The sequence below is a fragment of the Nostoc sp. NMS2 genome (assembly GCF_017115105.1).
Classification (GTDB): domain Bacteria; phylum Cyanobacteriota; class Cyanobacteriia; order Cyanobacteriales; family Nostocaceae; genus Nostoc.
In genome coordinates this window covers 32921-50608 of the sequence record NZ_JABXKH010000090.1, presented here as the reverse complement: position 1 = coordinate 50608, position 17688 = coordinate 32921, and the positions used below count along the sequence as shown (strand labels likewise).

The 17688-nt window shown below is 42.9% G+C and carries 12 protein-coding genes; 7 read left to right on the top strand and 5 right to left on the bottom strand.

All coding sequences use genetic code 11. The features are described from left to right. Window positions 1-12 precede the first annotated feature (12 nt). From HWQ36_RS16710 to HWQ36_RS16695, 4 genes are all read left to right on the top strand, one after another. Window positions 13-258 (top strand): hypothetical protein, encoded by a 246-nt coding sequence (locus tag HWQ36_RS16710; RefSeq protein ID WP_292704814.1) that lies wholly within the window; start codon window positions 13-15, stop codon window positions 256-258. Window positions 259-458: 200 nt separating this feature from the next. Further along, entirely contained in the window at window positions 459-1826 is a 1368-nt protein-coding gene (locus tag HWQ36_RS16705) for an NAD(P)/FAD-dependent oxidoreductase (protein ID WP_292704813.1), read from the top strand. Window positions 1827-1991: 165 nt separating this feature from the next. Continuing rightward, entirely contained in the window at window positions 1992-2960 is a 969-nt protein-coding gene (locus HWQ36_RS16700) for a VOC family protein (RefSeq protein ID WP_292704812.1), read from the top strand. A gap of 553 nt (window positions 2961-3513) precedes the next feature. Beyond that, a complete protein-coding gene (locus HWQ36_RS16695) occupies window positions 3514-3921 on the top strand; it encodes a peptidoglycan-binding domain-containing protein (protein ID WP_292704811.1) in 408 nt (135 codons plus the stop codon). A 419-nt stretch (window positions 3922-4340) separates the two neighbouring features. On the opposite strand, the gene HWQ36_RS16690 is transcribed toward HWQ36_RS16695, so the two are convergent. Together HWQ36_RS16690 and HWQ36_RS16685 are read right to left on the bottom strand one after the other, a co-directional pair. After that, window positions 4341-4883, bottom strand: a complete 543-nt coding sequence (locus HWQ36_RS16690) for a DoxX family protein (RefSeq protein WP_292704810.1) — start codon at window positions 4881-4883, stop codon at window positions 4341-4343. After that, complete coding sequence (locus HWQ36_RS16685; protein WP_292704809.1) at window positions 4873-5829, bottom strand: SMP-30/gluconolactonase/LRE family protein; 957 nt, start codon at window positions 5827-5829, stop codon at window positions 4873-4875. Before HWQ36_RS16685 ends, HWQ36_RS16690 begins: the two co-directional genes overlap by 11 nt. 713 nt (window positions 5830-6542) lie before the next feature. Here HWQ36_RS16685 and HWQ36_RS16680 point away from each other — a divergent pair. Then, on the top strand, window positions 6543-7340 hold the full coding sequence (locus HWQ36_RS16680) for an SDR family oxidoreductase (RefSeq protein WP_292704808.1): 798 nt from the start codon (window positions 6543-6545) through the stop codon (window positions 7338-7340). 32 nt (window positions 7341-7372) lie between these two features. On the opposite strand, the gene HWQ36_RS16675 is transcribed toward HWQ36_RS16680, so the two are convergent. Next, a complete protein-coding gene (locus HWQ36_RS16675; protein WP_292704807.1) occupies window positions 7373-7669 on the bottom strand; it encodes a hypothetical protein in 297 nt (98 codons plus the stop codon). A gap of 238 nt (window positions 7670-7907) precedes the next feature. Between HWQ36_RS16675 and HWQ36_RS16670 the strand changes: the two genes are divergently transcribed. Both HWQ36_RS16670 and HWQ36_RS16665 read left to right on the top strand, forming a co-directional pair. Beyond that, window positions 7908-9521 carry a GMC family oxidoreductase gene (locus tag HWQ36_RS16670; protein ID WP_292704806.1) on the top strand — a complete coding sequence of 538 codons (1614 nt, stop codon included), beginning with the start codon at window positions 7908-7910 and terminating at the stop codon, window positions 9519-9521. Next, entirely contained in the window at window positions 9518-9904 is a 387-nt protein-coding gene (locus HWQ36_RS16665; protein ID WP_292704805.1) for a hypothetical protein, read from the top strand. Before HWQ36_RS16670 ends, HWQ36_RS16665 begins: the two co-directional genes overlap by 4 nt. Window positions 9905-10564: 660 nt before the next feature. On the opposite strand, the gene HWQ36_RS16660 is transcribed toward HWQ36_RS16665, so the two are convergent. Continuing rightward, the gene (locus HWQ36_RS16660) at window positions 10565-16555 is read right to left on the bottom strand and encodes a trifunctional serine/threonine-protein kinase/ATP-binding protein/sensor histidine kinase (RefSeq protein ID WP_292704804.1); all 5991 of its coding nucleotides are present in this window, start codon (window positions 16553-16555) and stop codon (window positions 10565-10567) included. A 144-nt stretch (window positions 16556-16699) separates the two neighbouring features. After that, window positions 16700-17434: an MBL fold metallo-hydrolase gene (locus HWQ36_RS16655; protein WP_292704803.1), complete on the bottom strand. Its 735-nt coding sequence runs from the start codon at window positions 17432-17434 to the stop codon at window positions 16700-16702. Between the last annotated feature and the right edge of the window lie 254 nt (window positions 17435-17688).

Genomic DNA, 17688 nt, shown 5'->3' with positions numbered 1-17688 from the left:
AGGAGTAATTTGATGAATTTATTCTTGCAAGAAATACCAGCCTCAGAACGCGCCCCAAAAACAATTCAAGAAACTCCAGCACCAGGTCAAGATCCACTAATCGCACGCGGATTACAAAAAGAGCAATATGCTGGCATTATTGGGCTAGCGATCGCTCTAATTGCTGCTGTCGGATTTTTTAGTCGCAGAGTTGAATACGCTATTGGATTTGCTGTGTTCCTCAGCGCTATTTTGATAGCTTTGTTTTTATTCATCTAGCAGAGCTTTCATTAATAAAACATTTTAATTTCACAAGATTTACAAAAAAAAGCAAACATACCAGGCGATTAGAAATCGCCGCTACACAAACGAAGTCCGCCTACGCGGACTCTTAGGAATTTGAAACCCGAAGATGTGTTTTTACACTCATTGAGATGCTCCCGGCTTAGTTTTCCCTATTCCCTTTCATGAGAGATTTTATGAACAGCCCAGTTTATCAAACTGTGATTGTCGGCGGTGGTTTTACGGGGCTATTTACAGCCTTACATTTAGCTCACGAACACTATCCTCGTTCTGTCATCTTGATTGATAAAGACGAGCGATTTTGCTTTAAGCCACTACTATATGAATATTTCGATGGTGAGATGGATACCTTTCAGGTAGTCCCGCGTTTTTCGGAATTACTTAAAGGTAGTGGTGTCATCTTTGTTCAAGATACAGTGCAATCGATAGACTTGCATCAACGGGAAGTCAAATTAGTATCTGGTAACTCTTATAATTACAGCAACTTAGTATTAGCTTTGGGCAGTGTTACTGGCTATCATCAAGTTGAAGGTGCTAAAGAATACGCCTTTCCTTTCTGGACGCAAGCAGATGCGATCGCTCTTGACAAACATTTACGTGACTGTTTACAAAGAGCAGTGCAAACTGAAGATTCGGAACAACGCCAAAAACTACTAACAGTAGTCATAGTTGGTGGTGGTGCAAGTGGTGTGGAAATGGCAGCAACCTTAGCTGATTTTCTCCCACATTGGTATAGCGCTTTGGGAGGAAATTCAAGTGAAATTCGTGTAGTACTGCTCAATCATGGTAAAGAAATCCTTGATGGCGATATAAATAACCCATTGCGTGAAATCGCCGAACGGGAATTGCAGAAACGTGCTGTACCAATAGAGATGATTGTGGAAGCCGAAGCTACTGCTATTGGTTCCAACTCAATTCAATATAAGCGTAACGAGCAAATTGAGACATTAGCCACACATACTACAGTTTGGACTGCTGGCACTTCTACCCATCCACTGATTAAAGATTTGCCAATTTCTAAAGAACACCGAGATCGTCGCGATCGCCCTTTAGTTACTCCCACCTTACAATTACTCGATTTCCCAGAAGTATTTGTCGGTGGTGATTGTGCAGCAGTTCAGGATAATTCCCTACCGCCTACGGCTCAAGTGGCTTATCAGCAAGGAGCCAATATTGCCCAGAATTTGAAAGCATTAGCGTTAGGAAAAGAACTCAAACCTGTTAAGGTTAACATCCGGGGAACCCTTTTGAAATTGGGGATAAATGATGCTGCTGCTAACCTTTTCAATGTTTTTGAAGTTGCAGGTGAAACCGCACATTTAATCCGTCAAGGCACTTATTTAACGCTATTACCAACAGCAATTCATGACTTCAAAGCCACCACTGAATGGGTGGATGAAGAGATTTTTCACCATCACCTTGACCCTCATGATGTCGGGAAAAAAGTGGTGCAAGCGGTGGAAATAGTCGGCGCAGGAGTTGTGGGTATTCTAGCTGCGAGAAAATTACTAAAAATGTTGGGAGATGGAGAGACTAGGGACTAGGGACTAGGGACTGGGGATTTGGGACTAGTCGTCTGTTCCATTAATTTTGCGGCGCTGCGAGATCCCCGACTTCTTCAAGAAGTCGGGGATCTGATCACGCTCATTGATCGTAATTAATGACATGAACCACTAGGAACTAGGGATTGATAAAAGGAGTGTTGATTGATGAATATGCTTAGTCAAACCGATGTACAGGTACAAAGAATTAGAGCTATTGGATTAACGGTTACAAGCTGCGATTGCTCTGTTGATTTCTACACGCAAGCACTTGGGTTTGAATTAGTTTCCGATATCACAGTTGAAGGACAAGATTACAGCGACTTACAAGGAATAACTGAGGCAAAAATTCGCATTATCACTTTACGGCTAGGTGATGAACTCATCGAGTTGATGGAGTATCTCAACATTACGGGAAAACCCATCCCAAAAGATTCTCAAAGTAATGACATCTGGTTTCAACATCTAGCAATTGTGGTGAGTGATATGGATCGCGCTTATGCACAAGTGTGTTTATTTCCGATTGAACCCATTTCAGTTGCACCACAGACAATCCTACCTGATAATGAAACATCTGGTGGTGTCCGCGCTTTTAAGTTTAAAGACCCTGATGGACATGATTTAGAGTTAATTTGGTTTCCTGCCGATAAAGGACAAGATAAATGGCATCAGAACACGAATCGCTTATTTTTGGGAATCGACCATAGTGCGATCGCTATTTCCAATACCGAGCAGAGTCTACACTTTTACCGCGACCTCCTGGGAATGCAAATTGATAGCCGCAGTCTCAACTGGCGTGCAACCCAATCTCGCTTGGATAATTTGCCAGGAGCCGAAGTCAAAATTACGGGCTTGCGACCTGTTCAAGGCGGCTTAGGGATTGAATTATTAGACTATATCGTGCCTTCCACAGCCCGTCTGATACCGAGTGACTGGAAAAGTTGCGATATTGCACATATACAAATTGAGCTTGTTGTCAATAATATTGAGCAGGCGGTAGAGATACTGCGGCAAAATGGAGTTCAGTTTGTATCATCGCGGATTGTACAGTTTACGGTTAGTGGAAGTTGCGATCGCAAGGGTTGTTTAGTTAAAGATCCTGACGGACACGCTATATTGCTTGTTACCAATACTTGAAGAAGAATTCAGAATTCAGAAGTCAGAATGGGCTAAACCTTAGCTATCCGCTAACAGGAATCAGAATCAATACTTCGGCTACGCTCAGTAACCATGAGTCGGGGATTCAGACCTGCGACTCATTGAAGACCACCAAATTAAAAATTTGGTGGGGGTGCAAAAACGCCGATTATTCATCCGCCAGTCGTACAGAATTCATTCTGAACGCGAAGAGCGTGCCGGAGGCATTATTCTGTTAGCGATAGCGGGGCGTTTAGCCCGTCCTGACTTCTGAATTCTGTTCGATAAATTCTCATAAATCAATAGTATGGGATTGTGCGACATAATCCTTAATAAATTAGTCATGCTTTTGTCACACTCTTATCACATTTTTGCAATAACTCTGTCAATATAACGTGTGATGCTATAGCTCTGGGTAAGCAATAGACTCGTTCTATAGCAAATCCACACACCAGAGTCGATCGAAGAGAATCACTATCAGGTACAAGTCCTCATAGCATGACTCTTCAAATCAAAATTGCAAAATCTCTCATAGTTTGGAAGGAATAAGAGAATGAATTGGAAAGTATTTGCTTTGATCCCTGCTCTGACTCTAGCTACTGCTTTGCCTGGTTACTCTTTAACCAATAAAAAAAGCCACAATCTGGCTGCCGCTACTCAGGTTGCACAAAATCCTCAGCAAGGCAACACCATGAAAAAGCCTAATGCTGTCCACAAGATTAATGCCAAGCACAAGTCTAATAATACAGCAGTTAAGCGTAGTAATGTACTCACAGTAGGTAGCAGGGGAGAAGCAGTCAAAACTGCTCAGAATGCTTTAAAGCAGCAAGGATTTTATACCGCAAATGTGAATGGTGTTTTTGATAACAAGACACGTTCAGCAGTGATCAAATTTCAAAGGTCTAAAGGATTAAGAGCAGACGGAATAGTTGGACGGCGGACTTTAGCATCTTTAAAATAAGATAATTTGCTTGACTTGTTCATTAGAGTTCAAGTCAACCTAAGTAGGTCGGCGCAATTAAAGCTAACTGGCTAAGGCTGTCATTTGTCATTGGTCATTAGTCATTAGTAAGGGTTTTAAGCCTATTTACGTTTCGTAACATACTTGGGTTTTTTCGCGCCAACTTACTTACTAAACAGCAGAGACTTTGATGCAGCTCGGCACAGAATAGGGCAAGCCGCGTCGTAGGGGCAATTCATGAATTGCCCCTACGATGGATCTGGTTTTTCCTGTCAATGCGTAAGTCCTAAATGTGTCAAAAAAGGATATCTCCGATGGGCTATGCCAATGTTGATGCTATGAAACGACTTCATGGCATGAGTTATTCATTACTACAGATGAAAATTCAGCACTGTTTTGGTGATTCAGTCGGATAGTTTTCATCGTCCAAAAATAAAAGCATCTAGCGAATATGCACCAGGGCCTAAAACCGCGATCGCAATTAGCATCACGCAGTACATAAACGCTTTTTCCCAACTTGGCGGTTCACCTTGTCCTAAAGCACCCTGATACTGTTCTTGAGGAATTAAGTATGGATCTTGGGCTACAAAAGGTTTACTTCCAGTGATGTGCAAATATATTGCAAAAATCATTGAGCAGAGAATGGGCAAAGTTGCTAAGAGTGTGAGGAATCCAATAATTAGAAAAATTCCGCCACCTAACATCGATGCAGCTGATAAAAAGCAAAGAAAGACAGGCGTTTTTAGAGACTCAGCCCACTGTCGAAGATGCGTTATCTTGGGATAGCCGTGTAATATAAACAACCAGCCAAGGCTAACTCTGAGAAGTAAAAGTGCCAATCCTGGAAATCCGTCAGGATACACAGGAGAAAGTGAACTTAACAAGTGTGGACTGAGCTGAGGAAAATTAAATGCAGCTAGGAAAAAAGCGATCGCTACACCAATCCCAAATCTATAAATCATTGTTGTACACCACGGTATTAAGGTCGATAACATATAACGAATGACCGGCTGTAATAAATAAGCGATTACTCTCCTTACCGCCGAAAGTCAGGTTAGTGGATGTCTCCGGTACAAGAATTTTTCCCAACTGAGTCCCGTCGGGGGCGTATATCTGCACGCTGTCTTGAGAACTAGTAAAAACGTTGCCGTACTTGTCCACCCGGAATCCATCAGGTTGTCCTGGATCGATGATTGCAAATACACGACCATTCTTTACATAGCGATGTCTACGACGGTCACTGAGCGAAGTCGAAGTGCGGTCTACGCCTACGCTCACAACCTCATACACGCAGATGTCATGAGGCCCGCCAGGAATATTAAACGCAGCTGTATCTGAAACATACAGTAGACTTTCGTCTGGACTGAAAGCCAGTCCGTTAGGACGCATCATGTCGGTTACTACAGGATAAATCTCGCTAGTTGCTGGATCAAATCGATATACGTAACTTCCCGGTTGTTCTTGTTCGCCACCGTAACCTTGATTTGGCTCGGTGATCCCATAAGGCGGATCGGTGAACCAAATTGTGCGATCGCTTTTCACTACCAAATCATTTGGACTGTTAAGGCGTTTGCCTTGGTAGCGATCGACTAAAACTTTCCACTCACCATTGTGTTCGCGTCGAATGATGGCACGCAAACCAGATGAACAAGCAACAAGACGGCCTTCCAAGTCACGGTAATTGCCACTTTGATAATCAGATGGATCGCGTAAGACACTCACATCGTCAGTAGGACTCCAACGTAACAGGCGATTGCCGTGAGCATCACTCCACACAACACTATTGTCCTCGTGAAAGTAAACAGGCCCCTCACTATGGATTGCACCGTTGGCTAGCTTTTGGAGTGAAGCATCTGGAGATACAATAGCACGCAGGCGATCGTCGTAAATCTCAATGGTTTTAACCATAATAATCTCCGCTTATTTAACTTGGTTACTGGCAATAAATACCAGGTTCAAGTTAATACCAAAAAACTTTAAAATTACACTTGTTTTTTTTCTTGATACATGATTAGCTTTAGCTATTCAATATAATTTTTCAGGTAATTTGTGTAAATATAATTATTATTGAATAACCTTTGATATACCTCAAACCATAGATATAGTTTATTAGTCTTAAAACAATATTTAAATTAATAATTTATGTTAATTTGCTAAAATGATTCTTTCTATTAAAAGTCTTTTTCTCTTACAGAAATAATAGGCATATCCAGAACCCTTGTAGAGACGTAGCACTGCTACGTCTCTACATTCATTTTCGGAGATGTTTATTGATTCTGACCGGAGGCGGAGCGTCTCCGGCTCCGCTCCTGTTAGCGGATAGCTAAGGTTTAGCCCATTCTGGATTCTGAATTCTTCTTCGATGCACTGGGTTATGTCAATCCATCTATGCCAAAGTTTTTCCCACTTTTCAGTTACAAATCTCAGTTAAAACAATTATTTTCCAAGTTTATCTATGTCCAAAGGCTGAATTTATCGTTCGGGATATATACCATTGATGAGTTGAAAAACTCAGAATCAGTGACATAAAGTAAAACGTGCAAGCAAAAATTATCTGAATATTTCTCAATTAATTAGCTTGGCATAAATTTTTCCTAATTTAAAACATAGAGAAATAGCTTATGGATCTTGGTCTTAAAGGTAAAGTCGCTGTAATTACCGGGGGTGATTCCGGCATTGGTAAAGCGACAGCTAAACTGCTAGCTCTTGAGGGTGCAAAGGTTACTATTGTCGATAAGACTTCAGAAAATCTTCAGCAGGCGGCTGAGGAATTGAGAGAGTTTGGAGAAATATTTCCGGTTCAAGCAGATTTAACCAAGCCCAAAGAAATTGAAGCTGCCAAAGAGCAAATTATTCAGCGTTTCGGAACAGTTCACATTCTTGTTCATGCGGCAGGAATCACAGGTGCTACAGGAGATTTCCTGGAACTGAGTGATGAAGAGTGGTATAAGACAATTGACGTTGACTTGATGGCGACGGTACGCACCTGTCGCACTTTTATCGGGGCGATGCGTAAAACTGGTTGGGGAAGAGTCATTCTCGTCAGTTCGGAAGATGCACTACAACCCTACCCAGAAGAGATACCTTACTGCGCTTGCAAAGCAGCTGTACTGAATCTTGCTAAAAACTTATCTAAAGCTTATGCAAAAGATGGCGTACTGGTAAATGCAGTTTCTCCTGCGTATATCGCCACCTCAATGACTGACGCAATGATGGAAAAGCGCTCAAAAGAATTGGGTGTCAGCTTTGATCAGGCAATTGACAGTTTTCTTGATGAACAGCGCCCTCACATCGAACTAAAACGACGTGGCAAACCCGAAGAAGTAGCGGCTGTGATTGCATTCCTTTGCTCTGAGCAATCAAGCTTTGTGGTGGGTTCTAACTACCGGGTAGATGGTGGCTCGGTTGCGAGTTTGTAAGGGAAGTGGATGTAGGGGAAATTAGCCTCAAGTTATAGCAGTCCTATTTGATTAGTGAAAAATATAGACAAGGAAACGAACCGCCAAGAACGCCAAGGAGAGGCAGCGCGGTCTTGGGGAGCCACTGCGGTCTTGGGGGTTTCCCCCATGAGCAAGTGGCGTGGTTTCCCCCATGAGCGACTGCCGTCGCAAAGGGAAGAAAAAAGGAATAAATATATAATTTTCACAAATGATTTAGGACTGTTATAGTAGCAAGCACTTCCAAAAAATCGGCGGTAATCCCGTCCTTTCAGGGCGTGTCCGCGATAGCCGCCCGCCGAGTTAGTCATTAATCATTGCTACTAGTGACTTAGATTTTTCCAAGGCAATTCAAGAAAATAGCGCAATGTAAAGCCTTTGGCATAGTTTGTCTAAGAGTATCGCGTTCACAAAAGCGTGTCGTCAGCCAAGCGATGTTAAGTAGCCGTGGGATCAGTTAATGCTCAATTCCGGCTGAAGTGCTGACTAAGAACTAGGTAGACTAACTAATAGGTTCAAGATAAAAATAATTTGCAACCTCCTGTATATATGACAAACATCACAGAACGCTACGACATTATCATCATCGGTACAGGAGCGGGTGGAGGTACACTGGCTCACCGCCTTGCACCCACAGGTAAAAAAATTCTAGTGCTAGAACGAGGCGACTTTTTGCCCAGAGAGAAAGCTAACTGGAGTCCACAAGAGGTCTATCAAAAACATCGTTATCATACAGATGAGGAATGGTACGACAAAGAAGGCAAAGCCTTTAAACCGCAGACAGGCTACTGGGTTGGCGGCAATACCAAACTCTATGGTGCGGCTCTGATTAGATTACGGGAACGAGATTTTGAAAGGGTAATTCACAAAGGAGGAATTTCTCCAGAATGGCCCTTGAAGTATCAAGACTTTGAGCCATACTACACCCAGGCAGAAAAGCTGTATGACGTGCATGGCAAAGAAGGAGAAGACCCCACTGAACCACCTCGTAGCGAACCATATCCCTATCCGCCAGTGAGTCATGAGCCGGATATGCAGTCTCTTGCTGATGGCATCCGCGAACTGGGCTATTACCCATTCCATCTACCACTGGGATTAAAACTTAATGAAAGCGATATCTCCGATGGGCTACGCCTACGCACCAAAAGTCCCTGTATTCGCTGCGATACTTTTGATGGATACCCCTGTTTAGTAGATGCAAAAGCCGATGCCGATGTCAACGCCATTCGTCCCACCCTCGAAATGTATGCGAATTTCACCCTCTTAACTAATGCCAAAGTCTTACGGCTGCATACCAGTGAGTCGGGACGAGAGGTGACAAGTGTAGAAACTGAAATTGCCGGAGAGCGGCATTGGTTTGCAGGTGATATTGTGGTTGTTGCCTGTGGCTCTATCAACTCGGCTGCCTTGCTTTTACGATCTGCTAACGATAAGCATCCCAATGGATTAGCAAACAGTTCGGATCAGGTAGGGCGGAATTTTATGAAACAGTTGGAAACAGCTATAGTTTCCATACATCTAGAGGTAAATCGCGCCAACTTTCAAAAAACGATCGCTGTCAATGATTTTTATTGGGGAGAGCCGGATTTTCCTTATCCGATGGGGATGGTGCAGAATACCGGCAATGTCCTAGCTGATATGATTCCCGCAGAAGCGCCGCCGCTTATGGCTCCCTTTGTGAAACTGATTCCTCATTTTGAGCGCCATTTACTGGCTGAAAGATCGGTTGGCTGGTGGTTACAGACAGAAGATTTACCAGATCCAAATAATCGGGTTCGGGTAGTGGGTGATAAAATTCACGTTGACTATACACTAAATAATACCGAATCAGGCGATCGCTTAATTCACCGTTGGACATCTGTACTAAAATCAATTCCTCACTCCGCTAAACACGTTTTACCATTTAGTATTTATCCCCGCACTCAGTTACCTCAAGAAGCTGTTGGCCATCAATGCGGTACTTGTCGATTTGGCACAGATCCGAAAACCTCAGTCCTTGACATCAATTGCCGTACTCATGATGTCGATAATCTCTATGTGGTAGATAGCAGTTTCTTTCCCTCAAATTCGGGTGCTAACCCGACATTAACGATTATGGCCAATGCGTTGCGCGTTGGCGATCTCATTGCTGAACGCTTGAAATCAAAAGGAAGAATATTATGACAAACGATGAACAGCAAATTAAACAACAAGAGCAAGCAGAGATTCAATCTCAACAAATCGGCTCAGATGCAACGGATTCTCATCCCATAGCTACAAGTTTAGGTGCTGTGGGAGGTGGCGTAGCAGGAGCCGCACTCGGTCGTTCAATTGGTGGTAAAGTTGGTGCTGCGATCGGTGGGGTTGCAGGAGCGATCGCTGGTGGTGTTGCAGGTAATCAGCTAGCAGGGTATGCTGAGGAATTTATTGAAGAACTCCAGCCGACGATTGGATTGAGATTAGGAGCCGATCGCCAACCAGTTGAACTACCTCGTCACTACACTTGGGAAGAACTACAAGCACTGTCAAAACCCCAAGGTGGAGAAATTCAACTCAATATGGCTTAGTCTACCATTAAAAACCCTTTGTGACGCTTCTCAATGTCGATAAACAAGGTGGGCATGGGATTGGTTATAGCCATACTGCTGAATTGGCAAAAATTTTGATTGATTTTTTATCCTAATTTAACGTGAGTTCAACGGATTAAAAAAAAACGGCAGTAGGTAGTGCAGAAAAATCTTTTGGGTAAATGTAAATCGAGAGTTTTTTAGGTAAATATAGCTTTTCCTAATCAGATGAGGTACGTCATAGCCCAATACGGTTCAGTTAAGGGTAAAAACTAAAAGTTGTGTAGGTTGGGTTGAGGAACGAAACCCAACATTATTAACCATTTGTTGGGTTTCGCTATTGCTCAACCCAACCTACTATTTTTCTTAACTGAACCGTATTGCGTCATAGCCCCCTATCGAAGAGCGGGGAGGGGGTTGGGGGTGGGGTTTTTGTACCTCACTCAACTGGGAACCGCTATAAGTGAAGTGTAAACAGTTAAACCCGCCCTGCTCTTTATTGTTATGAATCCCATATTCCGCACTTCAAAATGTATTATCTTAATTTTCAAGAAATATTCCTAATAATGTTCAAATCATTAAGTATTAATATTGAAAATCATTAGTGATTTATGTTTTTGATTTAACCATTGTTAGGCAGATTTGAGAAATCTACGCATATTACATGATGAAGTGCGGAAAGTCGGATGAATCCAATGCCACAGTTTTAACTGATAAGGTAATGACAAACTCTGTCCCTTGTCCCAGTACAGAAGTGCAGTTCAGATTACCACCATGAGTTTCTTCGACAATTTGCCGAGCGATCGCCAACCCCAACCCAGTCCCTTTACCAACAATTTTTGTAGTAAATAAATGGTCAAATATTTTTTCTTTTACTTCTTCGCTCATCCCTTTTCCATTATCAGCAATAGCAATTTTAACTAGATGATTTTCGACTGAGGTTGTAATTGTAATTTGGTTAGGATTTTCTTGAATCTCTGCCAAAGTCCGCCCAGGATTTGACTCATCTAAAGCATCAATTGCATTTGCCAAAATATTCATAAATACCTGATTTAGTTGCCCTGGAAAACATTCGATTTGAGGTAAATTACCGTAATTTGTGACAACTTCAATGGCAGGACGTAGTTCATTAGCCTTCAGACGATGTTTTAAAATTAAAATTGTGCTATCAATGCCTTGGTGGATATTGAAAGGCACTTTGTAGTCTTGATCGGCACGAGAGAAAGTTCTTAAACTGGTACTGATTTTTTTTAACCTGTCGCACGCCATAGACATTGAATCAATCATCTTAGGCAAGTCTTCTAAGCTATAATCTAAGTCAATTTCGGCCGCATGATTGATAATTTGATCGCTTGCATTAGGCACGCTTTCTTGATAAAGTTTTAAGTGTTCAACAATATCATTAACAGTTGGTTGAGCTTGTTTGAGACTGGCTGCAATAAAACCGAGGGGATTATTCATTTCGTGAGCTACACCAGCAACTAAGTTACCCAGTGCAGACATCTTTTCATTTTGAACTATTTGTAATTGGGCATTTTGTAGATCGTTTAGCGCTTGTTGCAAATCAAGTGATTTTTGTTGTAAAGTAAGTTCTGCTTGTTTGCGTAAGCGAAGCTCGTCGTAGACATCGCTAACATCAATTACCACCCCATCCCATAAGATTGCACCATCGGCTTGTCGCTCTGGCCGAGCCGCAGATTGAATCCATTTTACGGTTCCTGAAGGTAGGATAATGCGCCATTCTCGCTCAAATGGTGTCAGAGTTTGGGCAGAGTAAGCGATCGCTTGTGCAATAGCTGGTTGATCGTCAGGATGATTCATAGCGTATAGGCTGTGTATTCCTGACATTACCAACTCTGGCTCTAACCCATACAATTCCAAACAGCCAGAGCTAACGTAGGGTGTTGAAGTTGAGCCGTCAGCCGCCAAACGGAATTGGTACACCATCCCAGGAATATTATTCGCCAAATTTTGGAAGCGGATTTCACTAGCTTGTAATTTTGCGAGAGATTGCGTCAACTGTTGAGCATAGTTTTGGGAATTTCGATAAAGTCGGGCATTTACCAGAGAAATTGCCGCTTGAGCGCAAAGCAAGTTCAGCAGTTCGACGCGATCGCTTGTAAAGGCTCCAGTTGTCAGGTTATTTTCTAGATATAATATGCCCAGCAACTTCCCCTGATGTGATATCGGGCTGCACAAGATGCTTTTGGGCTGCTGTTGCTGAATATAAGGATCGTTGATGAATTGGGGATGCACTGTGGCATCAATAATTACCGTTGGTTTTAAGCTGCGTTTGACGGTATTAATTAAGCCAACTGGCACATCTTGAGAGTCTTCAATGGGCTGTGGATTCAGCAACCTTGGGTAAAAATCAACATGAGTAATTCTCTTGCTTTCTACAGATGGGACACCAAGAGAAAGCTGCGCTAACGCCTGAATTAGCAAACGCTCTGATTCCAAAAGCATGAATACACACTTATCTGCTCCAGCATTTTCAATGACGATATGCAGCAATACTGAAAGCAGTTTTTCGAGTTCGATTTCGCCAGATAGGGTTTGGGAAGCTTTGAGAATAGTAGCTAAATCTAGAGCAGCAGAAATGCTGCTACTACTGGAATTGACAGAACTGGTGGAGGTGACACTCCCCAAGGCGAAGATAGTTTCGTTAGTTGAGAGAGGAGATGTCTTTTGCTGAAGAATGGGGGCGAGTAATTGGGGATAGCGTTTTTCTAGATCGACGACTTTGGCTTTCGCACCCCAACGAGCATAACCATAGTAGGCTTGAGTCATGTATGACTGAGCAATCTGCTCTTTGCCCCAGTCTAGGTAGAATTTGGCGGCTAATTCATTGGCTAGTGCTTCTTCTTGAATATAGCCTTGTTCTTTGGCTCCAATGATGGCGCGATCGTAACATTCAATTGCTTCTGCCCGATTGCCCAAGACTCGATACCGCTCGGCTTCCACCAAATCAAATTTGTGTCGAAAATTCATTGGTGCATGGGCAGCCCAGTAGTTGAGTTTTTCTTGGTTGGCAGTAATGTATTCTTTCATTTGCTGCTGCTCTAGGGCTGAGAGTTGCTCAAACAATGCTAGTTGGGCTAAAGAATCATAGAAATGAAAGATGGGTACATATAAAAAAGCAAGGATAGCATCTAAATATTGTCTCGCTTGCCCAGCCTGTTCTACGGCTTGTTCAAACTCGGAAAACAGATACGATAAAACTAGTTTGTTAATCCACAGCAATGCTAATCCAGTGCGATCGCCTGCTGCTTCATGTAATGGAAGTTGATGCTGTTCATTGTAGGCTGTACCGCTCAACACTACAACGTTATCTGCATCTCCCATTAAATTCAGCAAAATTTGTCGAATCAATTGGGAATAGTTCAAAGTTAGATTTTGCTTGAGGTGCTTGAGCGCTTCGCAATAGCTAGCAACTTCCGGCTCTAGCTGTGTTAAATTCTGTCCGGCAAAATAGGAGTAAAAACCGTAGTTAAACGCAGAGTAACCCGCGAAAGCCAAATCGCCTACATCTAAACAACTACAATAGGCAGTCTGCAAGGGTTGTAATAACTCACGCAGGTGTATTTTCCAATGCCTTGTGTATAAATAGACTAGTAATAAAGTTTTCCCTTTCAATTCGGAATTTTGATAACGCGATCGCAGATCGAGGGCTAACTGACCGAATTCATAACCTAATTCAACGTTTTGGAATACACCACACATCAATATTCCATAAGAGACATAGCTAAAGCTCGAGGTTGATTCATTACCATAGACGACAGATAAATAAACCTTTTTTAAAATCACCAGTAAATAGAGCAGTGGTTGATACAGATAAGCACAGGGTGCTACTGATGTCAAAATTCGAGCCGCCGCCAGAATGTTTGCATCCCTAGCTTCGCTGAGGTTGAGCAACTCGGCAGGAAGCCGCTCTCCAATCACATCTAAGACGGTACTAAAGGCAGTTGCCACGTCGTCCTGGGTGGGTAATGCGGGTAGTTCCACTCCCAATTGCTTTAAAATGGCAAGTGCTGCTGCGATCGCTTCGGCAAACTGACCCTGAGCAGTCAATACCTCAATTTTTACCTCATAGACGCTGATTTTATCTAATGGAGTTTTGGCGTGATTTAGGACAAGATGGGCATTGGCTGCCATCTCCTCTAAATCACCGCTTAGATAGGCGGTTTCTGTGGCAACTTGATGAAGTGCTAGGGTTAACTCATACTGATGTTCCCAACTGTTTTGAGCGAGTAGCCCAATGCCCACCTGGGCATATTTGCAGGCGGCAGTGTAGGCGATCGCCGCCTTAGCCTTGCGGCTTGCCATCAGGTTAAATTGCGCTAATGCTTGACGTTCTGCGGGTTGGGCAATCAATTCAGCCGCAACGTTAAGTTGACTGACAATTTCAAAAATCCTTTCTTCCCGGTTGCTTTCGGGGATATTACTCAGGAGCAACTGGCCAATTTTTAGATGAGTTGCCTGTTTTTGCTCCTCTGGGATGAGAGAATATGCCGCTTGTTGGACGCGATCGTGCAAGAATGTGTAAACACAGAAACTAGAATCCAGAATCCCCAAGTCAGAAGCAATAACAGATTCTTCTGACTCTTGATAAAACTTATAGACATCACAGTGTGGTAAGATTAACCCTTCTTGCAACGCTTTCCACAAAACTGCTGCTGTTTGGGTTTGAGACTGTTCAAAAGCGATCGCCAATGTCGCCAAATCAAACTGATTACCGATACAGGCTGCCAATTTTAGAACTTCCTGAGTTTCGAGCGGCAACTTTTGTAGTTGAATTGCCATAAACTCAACGACATCATCCATTAAAGAAAGCGATTTCTGAAGACAAGCCGCCGTGCGTCTGGGTGCTTGCACCACATCACAATGCCAAAAACCTGTATCCCAATCAAAGGTAATTCGTCCGTCTTCATATAATGCCTTGAGAAACTGGGTTGTAAAAAACGGATTGCCTTTGGCTTTTTGATAAACTAGCTCGGTTAACGGCTGGGCAACTTCTGTTGAATAACTCAATGTATCAGCAATCAAACGATTCACATCTGTTTGACTCAAAGGAGCTAATGTAATAGTGCTGACAGTGACTCCCTTCTCAATCTCTTCCAGGGCTACCATTAACGGATGAGCCGCAAACACTTCGTTATCACGATATGCACCAATAATCAACAGATAACCCTTTAAGGTTTCACCCATCAACAGCCTCATCAAATTGAGAGATGCCAAATCTACCCATTGTAAATCGTCGAGGAACACTACTAACGGATGCTCTCTTGTAGCGAATACTTGAATAAATTTCACAAACAGCAGATTGAAGCGGTTCTGTGCAGCACTACCCGATAATTTTGGTACTGGTGGTTGCGTGCCAATAATCCGTTCTAATTCTGGAATCACTTCAATTATCACCTGTCCACTCTCAGAGATTGCGGACAGAATTTTGTTTCGCCACTGTTCCAACTGGGTGTCACTTTCGGTGAGTAACTGTCCCATCAAGTCTCGGAAAGCTTGCACAAAAGCAGACAGGGGAATATTGTGGTTGAACTGGTCATACTTCCCTTTGATGAAGTAGCCGTTCCAGCGAACGATGACCTTATGCACTTCATTTACCACGGCAGTTTTACCAATGCCAGAGAAGCCAGCCACCAGCATCATTTCTACTGCACCATTGGCAACCCGCCCAAATACCTCCAGTAAGCTTTCTATTTCTTGCTCCCGTCCGTAGAGTTTTTCTCTTATGAGAAAGCGATCGCTGATATCGCGTTGTCCTAAATCAAACCAAGTATGTTTGCCTGTTTCTCGCCATTGTTCTAAGCAGAACACTAAGTCATATTTGAGTCCCGTCGCACTCTGGTAGCGGTCTTCGGCATTCTTTGCCATCAACTTGCAAACGATCTCTCCCAACATCAAGGGGATTTCGGAGTTGAGATTACAGATAGAGTCAGGCTGTTTGGCGATATGACAATGTAACAACTCCATCGGATTGTGAGATGTAAAAGGCAGTTGTCCACTCAGTAGTTCAAAGAAAGTCACGCCTAATGAATAAAAGTCGCTGCGGTAGTCAATGCCTCGGTTCATCCGTCCAGTTTGCTCTGGCGACAAATACGCTAGGGTTCCCTCCAGTCCGTTAGGACTTTGGATTTCTTGGGTTTCTCGTGGTAGCAGTGAGGCAATACTGAAGTCAATTAGCTTAATTTTTCTGGTTTCAGGATGAATCAGGATGTTAGCTGGCTTGATATCTTTGTGAATGACGCGCTGTTGATGCAACTGGTGTAAAGTGTCTATCAGGTGCAAGGCAATGGGAAGGAATTCCTCTAAGTTCAATGGTCGTCTTTGGGTAAACTGCCGCAAGGAGATGCCACCAAAGTCTTCCATAACTAGGGCATAGCCATTGTGATGGGGTTCTAGGCTGTAGGGTTTAATGATGCTGGAAATATCTAGGTTTTTAGCGATCGCATATTGGTTGCGAAACTGGACTAATTCGCTAAAACTTGGATATTCTCGTTTTAAGAGCTTGATGACGACTGGTTGGCGATCGCATTCTCGTTCTGCCCGATACACTTGAGTCCGAGAACCAGAATAAAGTTGCTCTATAATTTGGTAGCCAGCGATCCTTACAGTTCCATCAACTTTTGCGCTCATAAATTTCTACCAGAATTCCTTGTCTAATGCTAGAATTCCCCAGACAATATCTTCCTTAACTTATATCTTGCACAAGTATCAAAAACAACTATAGTTTATTGAGTATTGGGCATTGGCATAAGTCTTGGAACTCCTCCATTAATGTTAAATGAGGGGCTGCATCCGCAGCAAAGCTGGTAAATCCAGAGAAACGAGGTTTTGATAAGCTTGATCCATAACACGCTTGCCCCTAAGAAAGCCTGTATTCGCTCCGGGACAGATGTACCTGAGAGTTTCTGGTGTAAAATGTTCCAATAACAACTGAACACTGTTGATTTGTCGTGGCCAGTGAAAGGTTTTAGTTATCCGTAATGGTACTGCTTTACCCATCTGATTAGGAACTAAATGGCGACCAGAAAACAATATACCTCCAAGCTTACTGTAATATAGGCAAGATGAGCCGGGAGAATGACCTGGTGTCCAAATAACTTTGACTGTCGCATCGAGAATAAATTCTTGACTAAAGGTAGTTACGGTTAAGCCTGGTAATAAATAAGCTTCTTGTTCTTGCATCAAGACTTCGCAGCCCAAGGCTTTCTGAATTTCAGCAGTTTTGCCAATAGCACCTCGATGGGTGAGAAATAACCAACGCACGCCTCCATGCGCTGCTAAAAAATCTTGATTTGTTTGGTCTAAAGCAGGGCAATCTATGAGGATATTGCCTTCATTTCTTACAATAAAATAAGAGGTTCCCCCTAATGTGTCCCGATTGGGTGGAAAAGCAAAGATGCTATCTTGTGCAAAGTCCGATTGCAAGGAACTTCCGCTAGGAATTTCTTGAGGAAAGACAGCCCGTGGTGGCTTAATTGTATGACTTGGCTGTTGAGGTAAAGGGCACATAATCAAAGAACCGGAACTGAGGAGTTGTGGACAATCTGGTTACAGTGGGGAGATTCTAAAAGAGGCAAGGGGGCAGGGGGAGCAGGGGAGGCAGGGGGAGAAGAACTATTAATTATTGTCCAATTCCCAATTCCCAATTCCCAATGCCTCTTCGTCGAACTGTTAACTGTCTGAAAAAATTGGGATTTGAGGTCTGCCTCGTAGTTAATGCTATGGTGCTGAAGCTACTGGTGGGGCGTTTTGTCAAAATTACT

Excerpts from the sequence above, each read along its gene's own strand:
- HWQ36_RS16710 (WP_292704814.1), top strand. The coding sequence starts at position 13 with ATGAATTTATTCTTGCAAGAAATACCAGCCTCAGAACGCGCCCCAAAA.
- HWQ36_RS16705 (WP_292704813.1), top strand. The coding sequence starts at position 459 with ATGAACAGCCCAGTTTATCAAACTGTGATTGTCGGCGGTGGTTTTACG.
- HWQ36_RS16700 (WP_292704812.1), top strand. The coding sequence starts at position 1,992 with ATGAATATGCTTAGTCAAACCGATGTACAGGTACAAAGAATTAGAGCT.
- HWQ36_RS16695 (WP_292704811.1), top strand. The coding sequence starts at position 3,514 with ATGAATTGGAAAGTATTTGCTTTGATCCCTGCTCTGACTCTAGCTACT.
- HWQ36_RS16690 (WP_292704810.1), bottom strand. The coding sequence starts at position 4,883 with ATGATTTATAGATTTGGGATTGGTGTAGCGATCGCTTTTTTCCTAGCT.
- HWQ36_RS16685 (WP_292704809.1), bottom strand. The coding sequence starts at position 5,829 with ATGGTTAAAACCATTGAGATTTACGACGATCGCCTGCGTGCTATTGTA.
- HWQ36_RS16680 (WP_292704808.1), top strand. The coding sequence starts at position 6,543 with ATGGATCTTGGTCTTAAAGGTAAAGTCGCTGTAATTACCGGGGGTGAT.
- HWQ36_RS16675 (WP_292704807.1), bottom strand. The coding sequence starts at position 7,669 with ATGACTAACTCGGCGGGCGGCTATCGCGGACACGCCCTGAAAGGACGG.
- HWQ36_RS16670 (WP_292704806.1), top strand. The coding sequence starts at position 7,908 with ATGACAAACATCACAGAACGCTACGACATTATCATCATCGGTACAGGA.
- HWQ36_RS16665 (WP_292704805.1), top strand. The coding sequence starts at position 9,518 with ATGACAAACGATGAACAGCAAATTAAACAACAAGAGCAAGCAGAGATT.
- HWQ36_RS16660 (WP_292704804.1), bottom strand. The coding sequence starts at position 16,555 with ATGAGCGCAAAAGTTGATGGAACTGTAAGGATCGCTGGCTACCAAATT.
- HWQ36_RS16655 (WP_292704803.1), bottom strand. The coding sequence starts at position 17,434 with ATGTGCCCTTTACCTCAACAGCCAAGTCATACAATTAAGCCACCACGG.